Here is a 19,836-nt window from a genome sequence, read left to right on the forward strand (position 1 = left end):
CAAAGAGCGTGAGCACGACGCCCGCTCCATTGTCAGATAATTCGAGCAGAAAATGCCGATGTTTGCGAGCAGAGGCGCTTATGTTGGCAAGCCGCTACAGCTAGTCCTGCTCGCCGCCATCGGCGACTTCTTTCGCCAAATCTTCCCTCACAAGCGAATGCCGGCTAAGCAGCCCGTCATCCTCAAGCCGCTCGAGATCGGGCAGATCGCGCAGTGTCTCGAGGCCGAACGCCGAGAGAAAATGCCTGGTCGTCACATAGGTGTAGGGCGCGCCGTGTGTCGGGCTGCGCGGGCCGGAGCTGAGAAACCCGGCATCGCGAAGGCCGGCAATCATGTCGCGGCTTATCTCCTTGCCGAACATGTTGGACAACTCGCCGCGGGTCACCGGCTGCAAGTATGCGATCGCCGCCAGCACCACAGCCTCGTTTTCCGACAGCGACGCGGCGACGCTACGCGTTGGCGCCTGCGAGGCACGGATCGCAGACGCGTAAGCCGAACGGCTTCGATGCTGCCAGCCCCCGGCGACCGCAACGATGTCATAGGGACGTGACCGCAGATCCTCGCGCAAATCATCGATGATGAGATCGATGCTGCAGCCGCAACCGACCACGCGCGCCAAAATCTCACGGCTGACCGGCTCGGCGGCGGCAAAGATCACTGCTTCTACCCGCAGCATCCATTCGCGCCAGCGCAGCTCCGGCGGCAGATCTTCGAGCTCGCGATCAAGCAACACTTCGTCCTGCGGCCGTGACTTCCGTCGTGTTGCGCTTGATCCAGCCATCGTCACAACCCAAAAATCCGGAACGAAGTTCGGCCGGACAGTTCACGCACCGCGCCAAAACTTTCCAGCCGCTCGAACAATCGCGTCGCCGCCCAGCGGGAGAGATGGCTGCCGGGCACGGAGGCGGGCATGGCATCCTCGTTGAGCAGCTTTTCGATGACGACGCCGGCGCCTTTGGTTCGCAACTTCGGCGCGATCGCCAACAATGTCTCGGCACGCCGGCCAATGTCATTGGCCTGCCGCAAGGCCTCGACCGTGGCGGACACGAGCGCCAGGCACACCGCCCGCGGGAAAGCGGGCTCCCCGGGCCGCACCCGCCCGCGGCCACCTATGGTCTTGAACGCTGCGCCAAACCGCTCGCCCATCGTGAGCGGCACGCCATACGCCCAGGCGAGTTTTTCCGCGAGCAGGCGGTCGGCCAGCCACCAGGCCAAAATTTCGGCATCTGGCCGGGCGGCGCAGATGTTGGTGACAAGGTCGGCGACGACGAAGGGCACAGCACGACCGGACTGAAGCGCGCCGTCAAATAAATCGGCAATTTCGCTCAGGCCCTCGCGACGCATCCCCATCAGCGCCGCTACCTCCTCCAGAACTTTGCTGCTGATCGGCCGCTTCTTTGCCGCCAGTTTCTGGAATGCCAAATACATAGCTCCGGCCGGCCCGGGATCGTTGCCAGGCGCGGTGAGCAGCACCACATCGCGCAAGCCCGCCTCGCCTTCGTTGCGGCCAATCAGCTGCACGGCCGAATGCGAGGCCCTAAGCGCCAGGCGCTGGCGCCAGCAGCCCGCCCACGGCAGGTCGGCGCGAACCAAATCGTCGAGCGATTTCAGAGCAATGCCAGCGGCAAAGGCGGCGTCCCCTTCGCTTGAATCGCGCGCGCGCCCGTTCGCCCAAGCCGGTAGGGGAGACACGGTCGCTGGGAGAACCGGGGCGGCGAAAGGTGGGGGAAGGCGCGAATCCATGCCGTCAAGCATAGCCGAGGCGCGCAGTTTCTACCACCTATTTCACAATCAACCGCACAGCCTGTCCGCATATAATTATGTCCGATAATCTTGCCTTATCGGACGTTCTGTGCTCTATATAAGAAACGGCCGTTTCGCGGCCTTCAGCCGCACCAATCCCCGCTTTTCCGGCTGAGCGACGCGAGAGAGTGCGGCGGCGGTATGGTTAAACTCCCCGGTCGCCGCGCAGGCCTTAGGTAGAATATGTATACTAAGGAACCTGGAAACCTTCAATGGCGCTGAGCATCAAAGATCCCGAAACAGAGAAGCTCGCCCGCGCGCTTGCCGCGCGCACCGGCGAAACTATCACCATTGCGACGCGGCGCGCCCTCGAGGATCGGCTGAAGCGGATGGGCTCGCAAGCCAAGAAGTCTGCTCTCCTTGAGGACATGGAGGCAATGCAGCGGCGCCTGAGCGTGCTGCCGGTCCTCGATGATCGCAGCGATGAAGAGATCATCGGCTACGACGAAAATGGTATTCCGAACTGATGGTCATCGATACCTCAGCGATTGTCGCGATCTTTTTCAATGAACCGGACGCCCAACATTATCGCGAATGCGTCGCCGACGATCCCATTCGGCTCGTTTCGGCGGCGACGCTTGTCGAAGCCGCTATGGTGGTAGAAAGCCGTTTCGGTGAGGCTGGTGGCGCAGAGCTTGATCTGTGGCTGCACAAGGCGAAGGTGGACGTTGTCGCGGTGACCGCCGAGCATGCCGATCAGGCGCGCCGGGCCTGGCGCCGTTACGGCAAGGGCCGCCATCCTGCCTCCCTGAACTACGGCGACTGCTTCTCCTATGCGCTTGCCAGTCTGACTGGCGAACCGCTCCTGTTCAAGGGCAACGATTTTAAACAGACGGATATCGAGGCGGCATGAATAGCGGCGGCGAGATCATACTTGGCGAACATTTCTCAGAGACGGCGCCCTCTCCTCCCCCGCAACCGGCGTCCGGCCTGCTGGGCCATCTTCAGGATCTCACCGATCGCGCGCGGGGTTATGTCGAAGCCGCCAGTTCCGCCAACACCCGCCGCGCCTATGCCGCCGACTGGAAACACTTCTCCGCCTGGTGCCGGCGCTCGGGCCTCTCTCCCCTCCCCCCACATCCTCAGACCGTCGGCCTATACATTACCGCCTGCGCGTCGGGGACCGCCGAACGCGGCGCCAAGGCGAGTTCGGTCTCGACGATCGAGCGTCGCCTCTCCTCGCTGTCGTGGAATTATTCGCAGCGCGGTTTGATGCTCAATCGCAAGGACCGGCACATTGCCACAGTCATGGCCGGCATTCGCAACAGCCATGCTCGCCCGCCCCTGCAGAAAGAGGCGGTCCTGGCTGAGGATATCGTTGCCATGTTGGAGACGCTCGACCGGGGGACCCTGCGCGGTCTGCGGGATCGGGCCATGCTGCTGATCGGCTACGCGGGCGGCCTGCGGCGCTCGGAAATCGTCGGGCTGGATCTGAAGGCCGACCAGACGGAGGACGGCCGCGGATGGATCGAAATCCTTGAGAAAGGCTTGCTGGTGACGCTTCGCGGCAAGACTGGATGGCGGGAGGTCGAAATCGGGCGCGGGTCCTCCGAAGCCACCTGCCCCGTTGCCGCGGTTGAGACCTGGATCCGGTTCGCCAGGCTCGCCCATGGTCCCCTCTTCCGGCGTGTTACAGGGCAAGGGAAGACCGTCGGGCCGGACCGGCTCAACGACAAGGAAGTGGCGCGGCTCGTCAAGCGCACCGCTATGGATGCAGGCATCCGAGGTGATCTGGCAGAGATCGAACGGGCTTTTAAGTTCTCAGGGCATTCGCTGCGCGCCGGACTGGCGTCTTCGGCCGAAGTCGATGAGCGCTATGTGCAGAAGCAACTAGGTCATGCCTCTGCTGAGATGACGCGACGCTATCAGCGCCGGCGTGATCGCTTCCGCGTCAATCTCACGAAGGCTGCGGGTTTGTAATTATTGGTCAGGCTGCAGACCTTCGGAATTCATCATTGCGCCCCGTCGCAATGTCGGTCAACGACCGGCCTCCGGGCAATGTGAAGCCTTCAACAAGGTCGGAAAGCCTAATGCTCGCCTCTGCGAGCCTTGCCGTAGTCGCGCGGGTCTGTTCCATCATGGCGACATTCTTCTGAGTGATGCTATCGAGGTTGGTCACAGCATTGTTGATATCCCGAAGTCCGATCGCCTGTTCTTGTGCCGATTGAACGATGCCATCGATCTGCTCGTCGATCGCATGAACCCTGCCACCTATCAACTTAAGGGCATGGCCCGCTTCGTTGACGAGCAGGACACGGTGATCGCAAACTCGGCGGTGATGAAGGCGGTAGCCTTGGGTCTTTGTCCGGATGTATCGATCGATGAGCGCCAGCAATTGAGCGAACTTTCCGAAATGCAGTCCGAAGTCCTGAAATCGGCTGCTTCCGGCAAATCCAACGGCGACATTTCGGTGATCTTGAACTGCTCAGAACGCGCGGTGAAATACCACATGAGTGAAATCCTCAGGAAACTTGGTGTGGCAACACGCGCGCAGGCGATTTCGAGATTTGCTGCAAAGATCTAGTCGCCCGCCCGAGAATCGCTCTCGTCGGTTGGACGCTCTCTTGAATCTGCAGAGCATTCCATTCGCAGGGGATCGGCCTCTAGCATGATCGACAAAGGCAACGGTGCACGCTTCAGCCGCAACGCCCGATCGACACCAATCGCAGTGAGATTGGTTCTAGTACAATCTCGCCAAGGCTCCCTGTTATGATTGCCGCAATGCAAATGGCAATGTTATTGACGGAGCAGGCGCAAATCTTACGCGCTGAACAAGTTGGATCGCGTGTATGTTGATCAGCCAAGGCTCCGCCCGCAACGAGCGGATAAACCTAAACCTCGCCTGCTCACTGGCCTTGATTGCAGGGGCTTTGAACGCTGCGGCTTTTTATGCAGTCGGTTTCTTCTCGGCCAACATGACCGGTAATGTTTCGGCTCTCTCTGATCATCTTGCAACGGCGCGATGGAATCAGGCGCTATTTTTCCTTGCCGTGGTCATCATTTTCGTCCTCGGCGCAGCGATCTCATCCCTCCTTATCAATTCGGGTCGACGCCGCGGTATCGCTGCCATTTACGCCTATAGTATTCTCGTAGAAGCCATCCTGCTTGCTTTGCTCGGGATCGCGGACATCTGGTTACTCGCGGCGTGGCGCCCTCCCCTACTCACTCTTGGCTTGGCATTCTTGATGGGCTTGCAGAATGCGACCGTCACCCGGATCTCTGACGCTCGCGTGCGGACGACACATATCTCCGGCATGGCAACCGATATCGGCATTGAGCTCGGTATCGCGATGGACATTTTGCGGGGACGAGAACCGGACGCCCACGCGGCCGAGAACCGAACAAGGCTCACGCTACACATTTGGACGATCGGAGCTTTCCTCACCGGAGGTGTATTGGGCGTGTTCGCCTATCAGCATGTGGGCGGATACCTGTTACTGATCTGTGCAGCGCTGCTGTTTGTGATTTCGTTTAAAGGTATCCGGCGAAGGCGCGGCACATACACAACCACTGCCACAAGACGACTTCGTTGGCCGCCACGAAGCGAGCGATGAAAAGAACGAGGGACACCATGGTTGTTTCGGCGATCTCGACGAGGCCTAGTCAATTATCCTGCATTTGAGGAATGTTGTTTTTCTTACAACTGCGGGGCAGCGCAAGAACTCCTGTGCATCTATTCCAAACGTAGTGGCGGCATGCACTGGACGATGAGGCCACTTAATTTTGCGGGTTGGTCAAGGTTTCCCGGGAAGGCACTCGAGCCGACCGATCAATCTCGAATTTCTTGCGTTTGAACAACCGCCGTTGGCCCCTGTCTGCGTCACAGCTTGTGCCGACTCACGTCAGCTGGATGGGGAGGGATTCTTCAATAGGTGCACCCATTCGGAGGGTAAAGATAATCGAACGCGGTTTATCGACTCTTTTTTTGACAACCCGTGTTAGTGACTGAAAAGTTTAAACAACCGCCTGTTTCTAGCGGTTTAAGGCGAAATTCAGGCTCCATACGCGATGCGCAAGGTCCCGCGTTAATATTTCATTAACTATAAAGCGCTTGCGGAAATCGGAAAATCGCGTCTTATCTGTTTGCGGAGTTTAGCCGTGCGTTGGCAAAACTCCGTATCTTGGGGAAGAAAGTGCGGCAATGGTGAATTTGGATTTGGCACCCATCGAGGAGTTTTCGGGTTTTCGGGATCTTGTCCGAAACCATTCGGCTGCGCTCTCGGCCCAACTTCAAGCCTACCAAACGAAGGTGTTCCCGCCTCACGCACGCAAGACGATCAGAAACTTCTCGCCAGCAGAGGCTGAGAAGCTCTTCGATTGTGCAGAAGGATATCTGCGGACCATCGTTAGCGAAATGGAGAAGGATGAAAGCCTGAACTTCAAAGTGGCTTCTGGTCCGGGCAACCGTCGCGTATATTCTGTCGAAGACATCGCCAAGATACGCCAATATATGGACGCAGGCAGCCGGCCCGCTGGGCGATACCTACCGCATCGCCGCGATGGTGAAGAAGTGCAGGTCCTTGCGGTCATGAATTTCAAAGGCGGTTCCGGTAAAACAACAACTTCGGCACATCTTGCCCAGTACCTCGCACTTCGTGGGTACCGCGTCCTTGCCGTCGATCTTGATCCCCAGGCGAGTTTGTCAGCACTGTTTGGCAGCCAACCGGAGACGGATGTCGGCGAAAACGACACGATTTACGGCGCTATCCGGTATGATGAGGAGAGACGGCCAATTCAGGATATCGTCCGAGCGACGTATATCCCTGACCTTCACTTGATCCCCGGCAATCTTGAACTCATGGAGTTCGAGCACGCGACTCCCATGGCTCTCGCAAAACGAGATCCCAGCGATAGGCTATTCTTCGCTCGCGTGTCAGATGCACTCGACCAAATTGCCGATGCATATGATGTCGTCGTTATCGACTGCCCTCCCCAACTTGGTTATCTCACGCTTTCAGCCCTGACCGCGGCCACGTCCGTCCTCATCACAGTCCATCCTCAGATGCTCGATGTTCTGTCCATGAATCAGTTTTTGGCAATGACCAGTGACCTCTTAGACACCATTGGGGAAGCGGGAGCTGAAGATAAGCAGAACTGGATGCGCTATCTCGTCACCCGTTTTGAACCCACCGACGGGCCTCAGCACCAGATGGTCGCGTTTTTGCGGTCTTTGTTCGGTGCAAATGTAATGGTCAACTCAATGGTGAAGAGTACCGCGATTTCAGACGCTGGCCTGACCAACCAGACCCTCTTTGAGGTCGACAGAAGTCAGTTCAACCGCGCCACCTATGATCGGGCACTCGAATCGATGAACAGTGTCAATCACGAGATTGAGAGCCTCATCAAAAAGACATGGGGTAGAACATGAGCCGTAAAAATCTCTTCGCCGACCTCCCCACACCAGGGGGAACCGCGCCACCGCTCGCCAGGCCTCTCCAAGGGACCGCGAAACCGATGTCAGCTATCAAGCGGTCTGTTGGAGACCTGAACGACCGCAGCCGGCGCGCTGAGGAGATCGAAAAGAGTTTGATGGAAGGCCAGGCGGTGATCGAGATCGACACCGCCATTATCGAACCTTCTTTTGTTCAAGACCGTATGGACGGTGATGTCGAAGGTTTGAAGTCTTCGATTGCTGAACAAGGGCAGCAGGTACCTATTCTCGTTCGTCTTCATCCCGAGTTTCCCGATAGATATCAGGTTGCGTTCGGCCATCGTCGCCTGCGGGCTCTCAAAGAACTCGGAATCAAGGCGAAGGCCATTGTCCGTGAGCTCACCGATGAGCAGTTGGTGATCGCACAGGGACAAGAAAACAATGAACGCGCAGACCTGACCTATATCGAGAAAGCGCGGTTCGCCGCCAATCTCAAGGATCGGTTCACACGCGAGATTATCGTCGCGGCGATGTCGATCGACAGAGCAGATGTCTCGCGCATGATGGCGCTTGTGGATGCCCTCCCAGCCGATCTAGTCGATGCTATCGGACCGGCGCCGGGTGTAGGACGCGGTAACTGGCAGCAATTGGCGGAGCTTGTCGAAAAGTTTCCAGAACTTCCAAAGGTTCTCGATCTGGCTCGCTCACTGAGCGCCCTTCCATCAGAGGACCGGTTCAAAAAGGTTATCTCTTATCTGAAACCCGCTCGTCTTGGACGCGGTGCTCCTGACGTCCTGTCGACATCCACAGGTAGCCGCTTGGCCCAAGTTAAGAACAGCCGGGCAAAACTCGAAATAACAATCGACAAGAAGGCGACGCCAGACTTCGCGACCTTCGTGCTCGAACGATTGGCCTCACTCTACGAGGAGTATCAGGCCAGCAATGAAAAAGAGAAGGAAGCTTAACCCGCAAAAGAAAAGAGCCCCCAAAACGTCGCCGTCTCGGAAGCCCTATTCTGTTCGTTAGCAAGCTCAGAATCGCATTTTCGAGAATCATCGTCAAGAGTCTTCGGCGCCAATTTGGCGAACAAATTTCTTTTGCCTGCTGACAGGTAAAGAACGATGCAAAGCGGAAATGTTACAACGCCGTTCGGACGGCGGCCGATATCTCTTGCCCTCGTACGGCGGCAACAAGCTGTCGGGGAAATCAGAGCAGGCAAAAGCGTAGACAAGTGGAAAGTCTTCCGGGACATCTCCGTGGCTATTGAGCTGTTGGCAATACAGTCCAACAGCCTTGCGGTCCTGGACGCGCTCCTAAGCTTCTATCCCGAAAATGAGCTGCGTCAGGATGCGCAACTCATCGTTTTCCCGTCAAACATTCAGCTGTCCCTGCGAGCTCACAGTATGCCTGGTTCGACACTTCGGCGGCATATCGCTGTTCTGGTCGAAGCCGGGCTGATTGTCCGAAAGGACAGCGCAAATGGAAAGCGTTACGCGCGGAAGGATAACTCTGGCATTGTCAACCATGCCTTCGGCTTCGATTTGTCTCCCCTGCTCGCACGCGCTGACGAGTTCGCCATTATGGCACAGCAGACTTTGGCCGACCGCGTTGCCCTCAAGAACGCCAGGGAAGCACTGACCGTTTGCCGGCGAGACGTCAGGAAGCTTGTTTCTGCGGCAATCGAAGAGGCTGCTGATGGAGACTGGGACGCCATTGAGGACATGTATGTGCGGCTCGTATCCCGCATTCCACGCAAAGCAGACATCGAGGTGGTGACAAGTCTGCTCGATGAGATGAAAATGCTGAAGGAAGAAGTGCTCAACCGACTGGAAACGTATGATAAAGAGAAGAATTCTAGCAGCAATGCTGCCCGTATTGAGCAGCACATACAGAATTCAAAAACCGAATCCTTATATGAACTTGAACCAAGCTCCGAAAAAGGGCTGGGGGCGAAGTCGAGTGCTGGTAACAGGCAACGGAGCGAGCCGCCGAAGGTATTTCCGCTAGGGTTGGTGATGAGAGCATGCCCGCAGATTGCCGATTACGGCAAGAATGGTGAAATCGCGAATTGGCGAGAGTTCATGTCCGCCGGAGTCGTCGTTCGATCAATGCTCGGCATCAGCGCTTCCGCCTACCAAGAAGCCTGCGAGGTTATGGGGCCTGAGAATGCTGCGGTAGCGGTTGCCTGCATTCTCGAGAAAGCGAATATGATCAATTCTCCGGGGGGCTATCTCAGAGATCTGACGAGAAGGGCTGAGCGTGGCGAATTTTCAATCGGGCCCATGGTCATGGCGCTCCTAAACGTTAGCCCGCGGGAAGGGCGAAATGCGGGATAAGCACGGTGAGAGGGCCCCTCCTCGGTTGTCGTAATATTTTGGAGATGCGTTGCCAAGAGAACGTGGTGCGAACGACGGTAGCCGACCCGTGGCTCTACGGGTCTACGTGCTGATATGAATAATGGCGCCAGCAATCTCGCCGTTGACGCAGGAATTGAAACCCTCAGCCACGACCGTTGGATACAGCACTTTGTGCAGGGTGTGCCCGAGTGCCGCAGATGAGGCTATTGCCCTTCCATTTGCGAGACCTCAATGTCCATCGGAAGCAAGATCGGCAAATGTTACAGCCATCGGCCATCCGCTCAGCAGTCTCGATCGATAGGCAGTTGCTTGCTGCGTTCTCGCGCCTCCTCGGTGAGTTCTTGACGCCGCGGCCGATAATCGCTGCGAGCGATTGGCTCATCTTGCCCTGCAGCAGCCAGATCTTCCGGCTGAACGAGCTACGAAGGCGGCGATCGTTCAGCATTAAATGGATCGGTCTTGTCCCGCTACCCAAAGCATTGGATCAGCGAACACCTGCCCCGGTTGTCATTCGCAACAGAGAGGCGCGCTCTTGACGACGGCACATCGAACCGGCCTTTCAGAACATAGATCCACCCACATCATCCACCTGATCCCATCTTGTTTAAGCGAGCTTGGTCTTTGTGGGGAGACCCAGTGGCTGTTCGGCTTTAATCGAACGAAGCCGCTGCCATGGTTCGATCGGTACCATCCGCTATGAGGGGATATAAAGCGATATCCTGATTGTGCGTAGAGCGATGATTTATAAGCGCAGTACTAAAGAGTCTGAATGTATAAGCGTGGGGGTACCTGATATCACCTCATTTCCTGGAGCTAGGGAACACAGATGAAAAAGACGTCTAGAACATACGGCTCGGGACGGTGGCACGGGTCAGATAGACGAAATTCGAACTTGAATTCGACGTGGATGCCGACAACACGAAGGCTCATGCGGTGATGACCGTTCGGTTCCACAGTCGCGGGATTTCAAAGCAGAAATGGAGGTGTCAGCATGACATGCGGGCAGGGACCACGCCCACTTCCCATCAGGCTGGCTAGCCGCGGCGCCGCGCCAGGCAACGGTGCAGCAGTTAACTGAGGAGCAACCGGTGCCTTCCGTGATATGGAGAACGGGCAGGCGGCGCCAATATAAAGGCGCATCACGTGCGCGTCATAAACCGCGTTCGTGAGGACGCCCACCACTGGAAACGATTTTCCCCGCAATGGCTCGGAAGCGCGCGAGAGTGGCGACCAAGGGTTATTGGGAAAAGGGCCTAAAATCGTCGACTCTGCAACGCTACGCTCGTGAAGAAGCGTGGCATGGAAAGACCGCTGAACAACCACCTCCGGTCCGGGTAACTGGAAGAGAACTTGTCCCTACTCTTCGCGAAGGCAGTCGGCCCTCCGATTAGGCAACGCTTGTATAATGCCTTCACCAAAGCTCTATTCGATCTGGTCTCGTCCAGCGATGCACCATTCAATCACAGGGGCCCAGAGCTGCTCACTTCCGCCTCCCTCGGCGAGGGCAACATCGTACTCATCATCGTCACAACCCTCTTGCGCAAGACCGTGAAGGCTTGCTGCAGTACGTGCCGCAGATGAGAGCGACAGCCGTTTCGTTACCATCCTTCGGTTTCGGGCCCGAGACAGGCGCAAACAGACCGCTGGTTTTCTGTGGGAGCTCCCACAGCGACTAATATGCGGAAAACAAACAGTTTTCCATATTGTATCTTTTTGGGTGTCTTGTGCATGACCATTTCACATCGCGCAGGCGTCTTCTGTTACATTACACTGAGATTTTCCTTGACCGTAAAGCATCACCCTAACCGGGACATGCAGCGCATATAAGGGCTGAAACAATGTTGTAACTGATTCAGTTAGCGCCTCGCCGTGAAGATGGACGCGCTGTTTACTGTCATTGAACCATCGGTCTGTTAGGCCCCGGTATCCTTCTACCCCTCGGTCGAAACCGCAGCGGTGTTCAATTCGAAACCCGTCGAATGCTCCGGGGTGGATAAATGTAGCTCCCAAATAAGAGAACATTCGTCCGATGTGAGCTGTCATATTCTGCCATAAATCGCTCGTTTATCGCAGAGTCTTCACCGATGAGTTGACAGGCGCTTAGAGCTGACGGAGAAGATCATGCAACAAAAGAGGATGACCAATGGCCGACGAAGATAACCATGTTCCTGCCGACGGTGCGTCACCGACTGAGGTCGAACAGCGCGCTGCGAAGTTACCTGCGAGGGCACGTAGTGCTGCGTCCGGCAAGGCTCGCGGGGATGTGAAGAAGTCCGTGAAACCCAAGAGCCGAGGTCTCAGTGAGCAGGAGAAGATCGAGCGTGTTCGTCACATCGACGAGCAGGTTGCGGCTGGAGATACCCTCAAAGCAGCAGTAGAGAAGGCCGGCATCTCCGACCAGGCCTACTATCAGTGGAAAAAGGCGTTTGGGTCCACTTCGCAATCCGCTATTGCAGAAGATGACGAGTTTGCGGAGTTCATCCAGCTCGATGAAGAAAACCGCCGGCTACGCAAACTTCTGGCGGAAAAACTTCGAACAGAAAACGCTGATTTGCGCCGCAGATTGGGCTTGAAGTAGCATGTTGTAATGCGGCGTCCGTGCCATAGGAGCGCACGTACCTCTGGGGCAAGCGCGTTTTCATCGGTCCAAATCGATTGGTCTTTTCACTCCATCCAATTCTGAATATCCGGAACATGAGAACACCACGATCTAATTTTGTCGTCGAATACAAGACGAGCAGGCGCGTGGCAAAGCCACGATCGGCTTCCATTTGGGGCAATCTCGATCTGCAGGCCGTCGCGCGGCAGATTGAGACCGACGAGGCGGTGCCACAGGGTATCTCAGAACCGTATGCCTCAACGTCGATGGTGACAGTTGATAGAGCCTTTCCAACATTGATTTCGGAAGCGCACTCAGAAGACGAAAAATCAACTATCCTTGCAGGTCGCGAAAATATTCCGCGCGAGAGGTTGGATATTGGGGAACTCGATGACCAGTCGAGTGAAATTCTATCTGCGGACCAGGCGAAGGCCGACGATCTTGTAGGGCCGGCGAATGGGCTGGCAGAGAAGCAAAAGGGAAGGGGGAGCCAGGAAAGGCGTTTGCAACAGCTCAAATCCCCTAACGCTCACAGTCGGCATGCCGCACCAGAGTCGCTCGCGCTGCTTGAGGCTGACAATCGCTACCTCAAACGCCTCATGCTCGTAAAACTTCGGGAGGAAAACGAGTGGATGCAGTCTGTGCTCAATCGGCTCGAAAGCGTGTGACGCTGTTGCTTGTCATTGTAGCCCGTGATGAGTTGTAAGCCGTTTCGGAAACTCGAAAGGCAATCTTATCCGCGGCGATCGGACTCTTTGGCTCAACCAACCAGTGAAACCGCGGCGCTTGGCTAGGATTTGTGTGCGGCCGAAGTCAGGGGTGTCCTGCTGCAGGCACTGCAATTGCCAACTACTCCTCGCTGAGGCCCGAGCGGTATAATCGCCGCGAACCTTTTCTGATCACATCAATCGCTGCACCTATGGCCTTTTTCCGCTCCGCTGCACTTAATGGGTCTGATTGAAACGTCCGTCCCCTACGAGAGTGCGCCCGTTTCTGCCGATATCAGTACCCAATTTAAGGTTTTGCGGTGCGGTTTCAGCACTTAACACCGCCATCCTGAAAATAACCACTATCGTATTGGGGCTTTTGATTAAGTTGATCGAGGGCAACTATGGTCTCTCGGGTGGATAATTCTGGATCACGCTCCAATATTGCGGTGAGGATCTCAGATTGAATACCTTATTATCTTGTTCGGATGGTTGTACGCGGCGCCTTGCAATCGAGTGCCAAGAGACACCAGTAAACTGAGAGGGCGGTTCGCGATAGCTCCCTCAGTCGACGAGCGACGAGCCATGTAACAGGCCATCGCGGCGTTTGGTGGCAGTGGGTTCAACGCGGACATTGCCGAGTTAAGATGTAACATTGCAAGAAAGGAGAAGGTTATTGGATCGCAGACATAAAATCACAGTCACCAAGGGGGGCAAAACCGATCGTCACGCCGTGATCGGCTTTGATCCGCCGTTGCGTACCTTTTTCCTGCAAGCGTTCATGGGTAAGTCCAGGGAGATCTGGCTTGGCACCGTTCTGGAAGAGTTCCTTAGTTTGGAAGCCCTCACCGAGGGGGCCCGGAGCCAAGGGTATGAGATCGAGGATATATCTCGGGAAACGATCATCGAAATGACCAAGCTGGCCGCGCAGCCGCACGCGCCGAGAATTGGTGAACGCCTTGGAATTGTTCGATAAAATGCAGATACTCATGGTATGTTCTGCATGAGGCGCGTGATATTACTGATCAATATAGACACATAGACTGGCCCATACGCACGCTAGATTACCGTTAGCCGCCGCGCACATTCCTTGCGATTGAGCGATAGACAGTCTTCGCTCGCAAATCAAATGAGTGGCAGCCGATGAAGAATGAACAACGACGAAACATTGCTGAAAGGGTTTTCGAGCGAATTCGGAGCGCAGGCTTTCCAATGGAGACCGATCCCCGCTTTCTGGCTTGGATCGAGCAATGGATTGCCGGCGAAATCGAAATGCCTCAATTTCGGCAGAACTACCTTCAACTCTTGGTGGAACGGGTATCGCAGCAAAAACTAAGCCTTCGGCGAATGGGCTCGGATCACCGGAGAATGGGGGTGAGCGACCATTGTTACCGCAAGGTGAGCAGCCGATCGATCCTTTTGAAGAACCTGACGGTTCACGCGAATGATATATAGATGTCCGGCGACAACCACGCGGTAGAAGCAATGATCTGTTGCTCCTTGCTGGTGGTCGGATAGGGGCCTCGTCACTTAGCCCCGTATCCAAGGCATACCGTGGCCTTTAGCCGCGGCAGCAAGGCGGTTTCCGGCGAGACGTTACTGCAAACCATCGCCCAAGCCAGCGTCTGAAAGAGCAGGACATCTGCTTTGAGTGCCTACTCAGATGCCTGGCTGAGAGCCCGGCATTTGAGGAAACCATCGGTGATCACATCCTTCGGCAGGTCGCGACCGATGAATACGAGCCGAGTGACGCGCTCTTCTGCATCTTTCCACCGGCGCTGATGGTCTCCCTCCAGCAGCATATGGACGCCCTGAACGACGAAACGGTCGTCATCACCGGAGAAGGAAATGATTCCTTTCAGACGGAGGATATCCAGGCCAAAGGCATGGATGATCATCTGCAGCCAGGGGAAGAATTTCTCCGGATCAAGGGGATCGCGCTCGACAAGCGAGAAGCTGGTCAAATGGTCGTCGTGCTCGTGATCGTGCGCCTCTTCAAGAAAGTGCGTGAGCGCGACGAACACCCCACCTTTTCTTTTGTGATTGCGGCCGCGAGATATGCTCCTTCATCGAGAGGAGCTGAATGGGATGGCCAGGGATTACGCTAATGCCATGCTTGGAGTCATGGATGAAGCCATGCATGAGGCTCGTCATGAAGGCGGGTACCGACTGATTGAGGTGATCACCGGGCGGCGCAAGCGGCGGGATTGGAGTGACGAGGAGAAGGCGCGGATTGTTTGTGAGAGCGCTGAACCTGACGCCAACATCTCTGCCGTTGCCCGGCGGCACGGGGTCAATCGTGGTTTGCTGAACGCCTGGCGTCGGGAGGCTGGGTTGATCGGGCAAAGAGCGGGCAAGGCCTTGGGTCAGGAGCCAGCGTTCGTGCCGGTGAATGTGGTCGATAGCCAAAGACTGCAACGCGCGACGGCATTCGATGTCGCCAGCAGTGCTGCGGGTAGAATTGAGATCGAGCTCGACGGTGCGCGCATGACTGTGGTGGGCTCGGTGGCACCGGAGTTGGCCCAGGCGATGTTGGCAGCTCTCCGGTGTCGCCGGTGATCGGAGTTCCTGCTGTTGGGATGAAGATCATGGTAGCCACGCAGCCCGTCGACTTTCGACGCGGCATGAATGGCTTGGTGGCTTTGGTTGCGTCGGCGCTAGCGGCGGATCCCTATTGTGGTGACGTGTTTGTCTTCCGCGCCAAGCGTCTCGATCGCTTGCGTTATGTCTATTGGGATGGATCTGGCATGATCCTGGCCACGAAGTGGTTGGAGGCTGGCAAGTTCGTTTGGCCGCCGATCACGAATGGTGCGATGACGATGTCGGCCGAACAATTTGCCCTTCTGATCGCGGGATTGGATTGGACGAGGATCGGCTCACAGCAGGTCAAAAGACCGACGAAAGCAGCATGATGTAATTGTAATTGCTTGAAGATTTTAGGGGATGTGGTAGTCTCCAGCATGTCGCCAAGCCAAGATCAACTCCTGCAGAATATCGAGCATTTGAGCCGAACGGTTCGTGCTCTCGGTGCAGAGAACGCTGATCTCAAAGCCGAGATAGACTATCTCAAGCGCTTGATCCACGGGGCTCGGTCGGAGAAGCTTGCGACCATCGATCCAACACAAACTAGTCTGGATCTCGGCGACCTCGCGGATATCCCAGTTGCTGCCAACGATGATAGCGGGCAAAGTCCTCTTCCATCTCCCCGGAGAGCTCCAGGACGCAATCTTGGTGCACTCCCCAAGCATCTCCCCCGCTATGAGGTTGTCATCGAGCCGGAGAGCAAGACATGCTCGTGCTGCGCAGGCGACCTGCATCGCGTTGGAGAAACGACCACCGAAGCCCTCGATATCGTTCCCGCCATCCTGAGGGTAAAGCGCACTATTCGCCCTCGCTATGCCTGCCGGGCCTGCACAAACGGGATCACGCAGGCGCCAGCGCCGACACGCTTCATGGATGGCGGAATGGCGACGACTGCACTCGCGGCGCATGTCGTGACATCCAAGTTTGCATGGCATCTTCCACTCTATCGACAAACCCAGATCTTCGCAGGCCACGGTATCGTGCTGGATCGGGGAACACTCGGGAGCTGGGTCGAGCGTGTGGCGTGGTGGCTCGAGCCGCTCTATGACAGGCTTCTCGCCTTCATTCGTTCACAGCCCAGGGTCTTCGCCGACGAAACACGCCTCCCACGTCTCGATCCCGGGCGTAAGCGAACCAAGGTTTGTCAGCTGTGGGCACAAGCCGTGGACGATCGGCCCTGGAATGGTCCAGCGCCTCCTGCCGTTGGTTACATCTTCTCCGAGAGCCGCAGCGCCCGTGAGGCCGAGCGCCAATTGGCCTCTTTTGATGGCGTCCTTCAGGTGGACGGATATGCGGCATACAAAACCCTCGCCAAACGGCGCGGCAAAAGTAATGCGCATCCATTGCGGCTGGCATTTTGCCTGGCTCACGCCCGACGCAAGTTCGTGGACGTCGTCAAGCTGACCGGCTCATCGGAGGCCCTGGAGATCGTGTCGATCCTTGCGGAGGTCTATCTGACCGAGCAGCAGATCCGCGGGCAGAGCGCAGAAGAGCGCCGTCAGACGCGGCAGTTAAAATCGCTCCCGATCATGAAGTCATTGAAGGCCCGGCTGCTTGACCTCAAGGGAGATATCTCGAACCAATCGGCTCTCGCCAAGGCCATCAACTATACCCTCACGCACTGGACTGGGCTCACAGCCTTCCTCGACGATGGAACGATCGAAGTCGACAGCAATATTGTTGAACGTTCGATGAAGTCCGTTGCTCTCACGAGGAAAAACTCGATGTTCGTCGGCAACGCCCGAGGTGGCGAGACCTTTGCCATCCTGGCTTCGCTGATCAATTCGGCCAAGCTGAACGGGCTTGATCCGCAGACTTGGCTTGCCGATGTCCTCGAGCGGGTAGTATCCGGTCAAACGACAATCAACCAGCTCGATACACTGCTTCCTTGGAATTGGTCGCCCGAGCAGACCAGGCAAGCAGCATGAATCGCCCATGTGTCTCCTATGATGAGCTTGATGAACGCCTGCGCGGCGACGGACATAATGACTATGTCGGAATGAGCGCGATCGACGGCTTGCTGGCGGCGATCGTCGCTGGCCCCGTGCCGGTTGCGCCAGCACTTTGGATGCCGAATGTCTTCGGTGGCACCTTGCCACAAACGAAGCCCGGTTCGATCGAGGAACGTCTCGTAAACACCGTCCTCAACCGGCATGATGAAGTGGACCACCTCCTCGCACATGCCCCTGGTGACTACTATCCGATCTTCATGCATGACAAAGGCAGGACGGTCGTCGACGCTTGGGCAATCGGCTTTGCGCTGGGGCTGGGCTTGGGTGGCGAGGCGTGGGCACCCATCCTGCTGGCCACACCCAAGCCCATCATCACCCCGATCATGACCGTCAATCCGCAGCTCGCCAAACTGTTGTTCCGCATGTCACCGCAGGAAAAACGAAAAATCCGAGCGACTGCTCATATCCATATCCGAGCCGCTGTGACCCAGCTCTACGCTGTCACCCGGGCCGCTCGCCAATAGCCGTCGGCACAAACCAGCCGCCTCGGCAACGTGGCGCGTTCGTTGCGCTCACGAAAGTGCGGATCGACCTCAAGGATGCGGTCGAGTTCGAAGGCCCTCCTATCAAGAAGGCTTGAAATATTGAGGGCGCAGCGTTGGGTGTGGAGGATGCTGGCGGTCGGGTTGATCCGGCGGATGCGGTCCTCTACCGCCTTCAGTTCTTCCGGAGAAGCTAGATCCGTCTTGTTGACGATGATCGTGTCGGCAAAAGCAAGCTGCTCCTGTGCTTCATGGGCCCGGCCAATCTCGCCGATGAGATGCTTGGCATCGACCACGGTGATGATGGAATCGAGTCGGGCCTTGGCGCGTACGTCCTCATCGACGAAAAATGTCTGAGCGACAGGGGCGGGATCAGCGAGGCCGGTGGTTTCAATCAGAATTCCGTCGAAGCGGTCGCGTCGTCGCATCAGGCTTTCAATGATGCGGATCAGATCGCCGCGAACCGTGCAGCAGATTCAGCCGTTGTTCATCTCGAATACGTCTTCCTCGGCATCGACAATGAGATCGTTGTCGATGCCGACTTCGCCAAACTCGTTGACGATCACTGCATACTTCCGGCCATGCGGCTCGGAGAGAATGCGGTTGAGGAGGGTCGTTTTCCCGGCACCGAGGTATCCGGTCAGCACCATGACGGGAGTCGGGGCGGTCTGCTGGGTCATGATCTTGTCCTCGCGATTGACCGGTTGATAGCGAATTACGGACGCAGGCATCGAACCGGGCTTGCACTCTGTTGCAGAAACGTTATTACATAACATAGGATAGGAACATGTAATAACATTACCTTGTTGGATAGTGTCAACCTCCGGAGCGGCCATGACCGGCATTTGCCTGCATTTCGAAGACTTGACTCTCGGTTATGACAGTCACCCCGCCGTACACCATCTTACTGGCAATATGGAATATGGATCGATGACGGCAGTCGTCGGAGCCAACGGGTCGGGCAAGTCGACTCTGATTAAAGAGATTGCAGGCGTTATCAAGCCGATCAGTGGACGCTGCGAGAGCCGGTGCCAGCGGCTTGCCTATCTTCCGCAGCAGTCGGAGATCGACCGAAGCTTTCCCGCCCATGTGATCGACCTCATATCGCTCGGCTTCTGGCAGAGGAGGGGTTTACTCGGGAGAATTACCGCCGAAGACAAAGCCGATCTGGAAAGATGTCTTGATGCCGTGGGTCACCGCCTCCACACCTGGCCCGACGACGACAGGAGTACCCGCGTCGTCCTGATCGGACAGGACATGCCGCAAAAACCGATCCGCGACCTATTCGATGTGCTTGCGCCACGTGCTTCCCGCAGGCGGAGTGCTCCAGCATGAGCCGTACCTTCGCCAATCCGCTGTCACGAAACGATCCTGGCGTCGTCGCAAGTGCCCGAGCCATAAAGCAATGGGCGCGCGATGCACTCACGCTTGGTGAAGACGCACTCGTCTCCGTCAATGAGTCACCTGCCATCTGCCCGGATACCCGCCCAGGGAAACCGTCGTGCTGGTCATGCGTCCAGGAGTACCTGTGCTTCAGGTGTCGATCCACAAAGCGGTCCGCGATGTGACACGCGACGATATCGAAGTCGCCCTTGCCGGATCAAGTCCGAATGACATCGACACAATTCCAATCGCCGATATTGGAGGTTTGATATGTGCGTCGCTCGCAATCCTGCAATTGGTTTCGCAGTCGCCGCAACCGCTCATTCAGCACCCGCAAAATCGTAGAGTCTCAACGATGCCGTCCCTGGGAAGATCTCAAGCGGCAAGCCAGGTTGGCCCTCTTTGTGCCAGTTTTGCCGGGAACGATGCGTTTGTTCTTCCTGGGCGTTCGATATGTGAACGCCTCCTGTTATGAAAACCGATAGTCATTGAGCGTCTCTCCATGACGCCGCGGAAATCTCATGAGAATCCCGGTCGAA

Annotated in this window: 19 protein-coding genes and 2 pseudogenes; 17 read left to right on the forward strand and 4 right to left on the reverse strand. The window is 56.7% G+C overall.

Annotated features, from left to right (window positions below; translation table 11 throughout):
- Positions 1-100 precede the first annotated feature (100 nt).
- Both ASC75_RS05965 and ASC75_RS05970 read right to left on the reverse strand, forming a co-directional pair.
- A complete protein-coding gene (locus ASC75_RS05965) occupies positions 101-781 on the reverse strand; it encodes an SMC-Scp complex subunit ScpB (protein WP_051517927.1) in 681 nt (226 codons plus the stop codon).
- Positions 782-783: 2 nt separating this feature from the next.
- The gene (locus tag ASC75_RS05970) at positions 784-1,743 is read right to left on the reverse strand and encodes a DUF1403 family protein (RefSeq protein ID WP_036589502.1); all 960 of its coding nucleotides are present in this window, start codon (positions 1,741-1,743) and stop codon (positions 784-786) included.
- Between the two features lie 272 nt (positions 1,744-2,015).
- On the opposite strand from ASC75_RS05970, the gene ASC75_RS05975 reads away from it, so the two are divergent.
- From ASC75_RS05975 to ASC75_RS06040, 12 genes are all read left to right on the forward strand, one after another.
- Positions 2,016-2,270: a type II toxin-antitoxin system VapB family antitoxin gene (locus ASC75_RS05975; protein ID WP_055971743.1), complete on the forward strand. Its 255-nt coding sequence runs from the start codon at positions 2,016-2,018 to the stop codon at positions 2,268-2,270.
- On the forward strand, positions 2,270-2,656 hold the full coding sequence (locus ASC75_RS05980) for a type II toxin-antitoxin system VapC family toxin (RefSeq protein ID WP_055971746.1): 387 nt from the start codon (positions 2,270-2,272) through the stop codon (positions 2,654-2,656). The genes ASC75_RS05975 and ASC75_RS05980 overlap by 1 nt, the downstream gene beginning before the upstream one ends.
- Entirely contained in the window at positions 2,653-3,723 is a 1,071-nt protein-coding gene (locus ASC75_RS05985) for a tyrosine-type recombinase/integrase (RefSeq protein WP_055971749.1), read from the forward strand. The genes ASC75_RS05980 and ASC75_RS05985 overlap by 4 nt, the downstream gene beginning before the upstream one ends.
- A complete protein-coding gene (locus tag ASC75_RS25895) occupies positions 3,680-4,327 on the forward strand; it encodes a helix-turn-helix transcriptional regulator (RefSeq protein WP_147182402.1) in 648 nt (215 codons plus the stop codon). Before ASC75_RS05985 ends, ASC75_RS25895 begins: the two co-directional genes overlap by 44 nt.
- A 265-nt stretch (positions 4,328-4,592) precedes the next feature.
- A complete protein-coding gene (locus ASC75_RS06000) occupies positions 4,593-5,357 on the forward strand; it encodes a YoaK family protein (RefSeq protein ID WP_055971758.1) in 765 nt (254 codons plus the stop codon).
- Positions 5,358-5,944: 587 nt separating this feature from the next.
- The gene (gene repA / locus ASC75_RS06005) at positions 5,945-7,171 is read left to right on the forward strand and encodes a plasmid partitioning protein RepA (protein ID WP_055971761.1); all 1,227 of its coding nucleotides are present in this window, start codon (positions 5,945-5,947) and stop codon (positions 7,169-7,171) included.
- Positions 7,168-8,139 (forward strand): plasmid partitioning protein RepB, encoded by a 972-nt coding sequence (gene repB / locus ASC75_RS06010; RefSeq protein WP_055971763.1) that lies wholly within the window; start codon positions 7,168-7,170, stop codon positions 8,137-8,139. The genes repA and repB overlap by 4 nt, the downstream gene beginning before the upstream one ends.
- A 156-nt stretch (positions 8,140-8,295) precedes the next feature.
- A complete protein-coding gene (gene repC / locus ASC75_RS06015) occupies positions 8,296-9,510 on the forward strand; it encodes a plasmid replication protein RepC (protein WP_055971766.1) in 1,215 nt (404 codons plus the stop codon).
- 2,164 nt (positions 9,511-11,674) lie between these two features.
- Positions 11,675-12,109, forward strand: coding sequence for a transposase (locus ASC75_RS06025; protein ID WP_055971773.1), 435 nt, complete (start codon positions 11,675-11,677; stop codon positions 12,107-12,109).
- Positions 12,110-12,276: 167 nt separating this feature from the next.
- On the forward strand, positions 12,277-12,798 hold the full coding sequence (locus tag ASC75_RS06030) for a hypothetical protein (RefSeq protein ID WP_055971776.1): 522 nt from the start codon (positions 12,277-12,279) through the stop codon (positions 12,796-12,798).
- Between the two features lie 715 nt (positions 12,799-13,513).
- Complete coding sequence (locus ASC75_RS06035; protein ID WP_055971779.1) at positions 13,514-13,813, forward strand: hypothetical protein; 300 nt, start codon at positions 13,514-13,516, stop codon at positions 13,811-13,813.
- 167 nt (positions 13,814-13,980) lie between these two features.
- Positions 13,981-14,292 (forward strand): hypothetical protein, encoded by a 312-nt coding sequence (locus ASC75_RS06040; protein ID WP_156381129.1) that lies wholly within the window; start codon positions 13,981-13,983, stop codon positions 14,290-14,292.
- A gap of 200 nt (positions 14,293-14,492) precedes the next feature.
- Here ASC75_RS06040 and ASC75_RS06045 read toward each other — a convergent pair.
- Positions 14,493-14,840: pseudogene (locus ASC75_RS06045) on the reverse strand (GTP-binding protein); the annotation flags it as partial.
- A gap of 85 nt (positions 14,841-14,925) precedes the next feature.
- Between ASC75_RS06045 and ASC75_RS06050 the strand changes: the two are divergent.
- Genes ASC75_RS06050 through ASC75_RS06065 form a run of 4 tightly spaced genes read left to right on the forward strand, consistent with a single transcriptional unit; the run spans position 14,926 to position 17,896 of the window.
- Positions 14,926-15,396, forward strand: coding sequence for a transposase (locus ASC75_RS06050; RefSeq protein WP_055971973.1), 471 nt, complete (start codon positions 14,926-14,928; stop codon positions 15,394-15,396).
- Positions 15,393-15,749, forward strand: a complete 357-nt coding sequence (gene tnpB / locus ASC75_RS06055) for an IS66 family insertion sequence element accessory protein TnpB (protein ID WP_055971975.1) — start codon at positions 15,393-15,395, stop codon at positions 15,747-15,749. The genes ASC75_RS06050 and tnpB overlap by 4 nt, the downstream gene beginning before the upstream one ends.
- 48 nt (positions 15,750-15,797) lie before the next feature.
- On the forward strand, positions 15,798-17,348 hold the full coding sequence (locus tag ASC75_RS06060; protein ID WP_055971785.1) for an IS66 family transposase: 1,551 nt from the start codon (positions 15,798-15,800) through the stop codon (positions 17,346-17,348).
- Complete coding sequence (locus ASC75_RS06065) at positions 17,345-17,896, forward strand: YecA family protein (RefSeq protein ID WP_055971787.1); 552 nt, start codon at positions 17,345-17,347, stop codon at positions 17,894-17,896. Before ASC75_RS06060 ends, ASC75_RS06065 begins: the two co-directional genes overlap by 4 nt.
- Before the next feature lie 41 nt (positions 17,897-17,937).
- Here ASC75_RS06065 and ASC75_RS06070 read toward each other — a convergent pair.
- A pseudogene (locus ASC75_RS06070) lies at positions 17,938-18,594 on the reverse strand (GTP-binding protein); the annotation flags it as partial.
- A 154-nt stretch (positions 18,595-18,748) separates the two neighbouring features.
- On the opposite strand from ASC75_RS06070, the gene ASC75_RS06075 reads away from it, so the two are divergent.
- The gene (locus tag ASC75_RS06075; protein WP_055971790.1) at positions 18,749-19,249 is read left to right on the forward strand and encodes an ATP-binding cassette domain-containing protein; all 501 of its coding nucleotides are present in this window, start codon (positions 18,749-18,751) and stop codon (positions 19,247-19,249) included.
- The last annotated feature ends 587 nt before the right edge of the window (positions 19,250-19,836 follow it).

This window comes from Aminobacter sp. DSM 101952 (assembly GCF_001424795.1).
In the GTDB taxonomy this organism is placed as follows: Bacteria; Pseudomonadota; Alphaproteobacteria; order Rhizobiales; family Rhizobiaceae; genus Aminobacter; species Aminobacter aganoensis.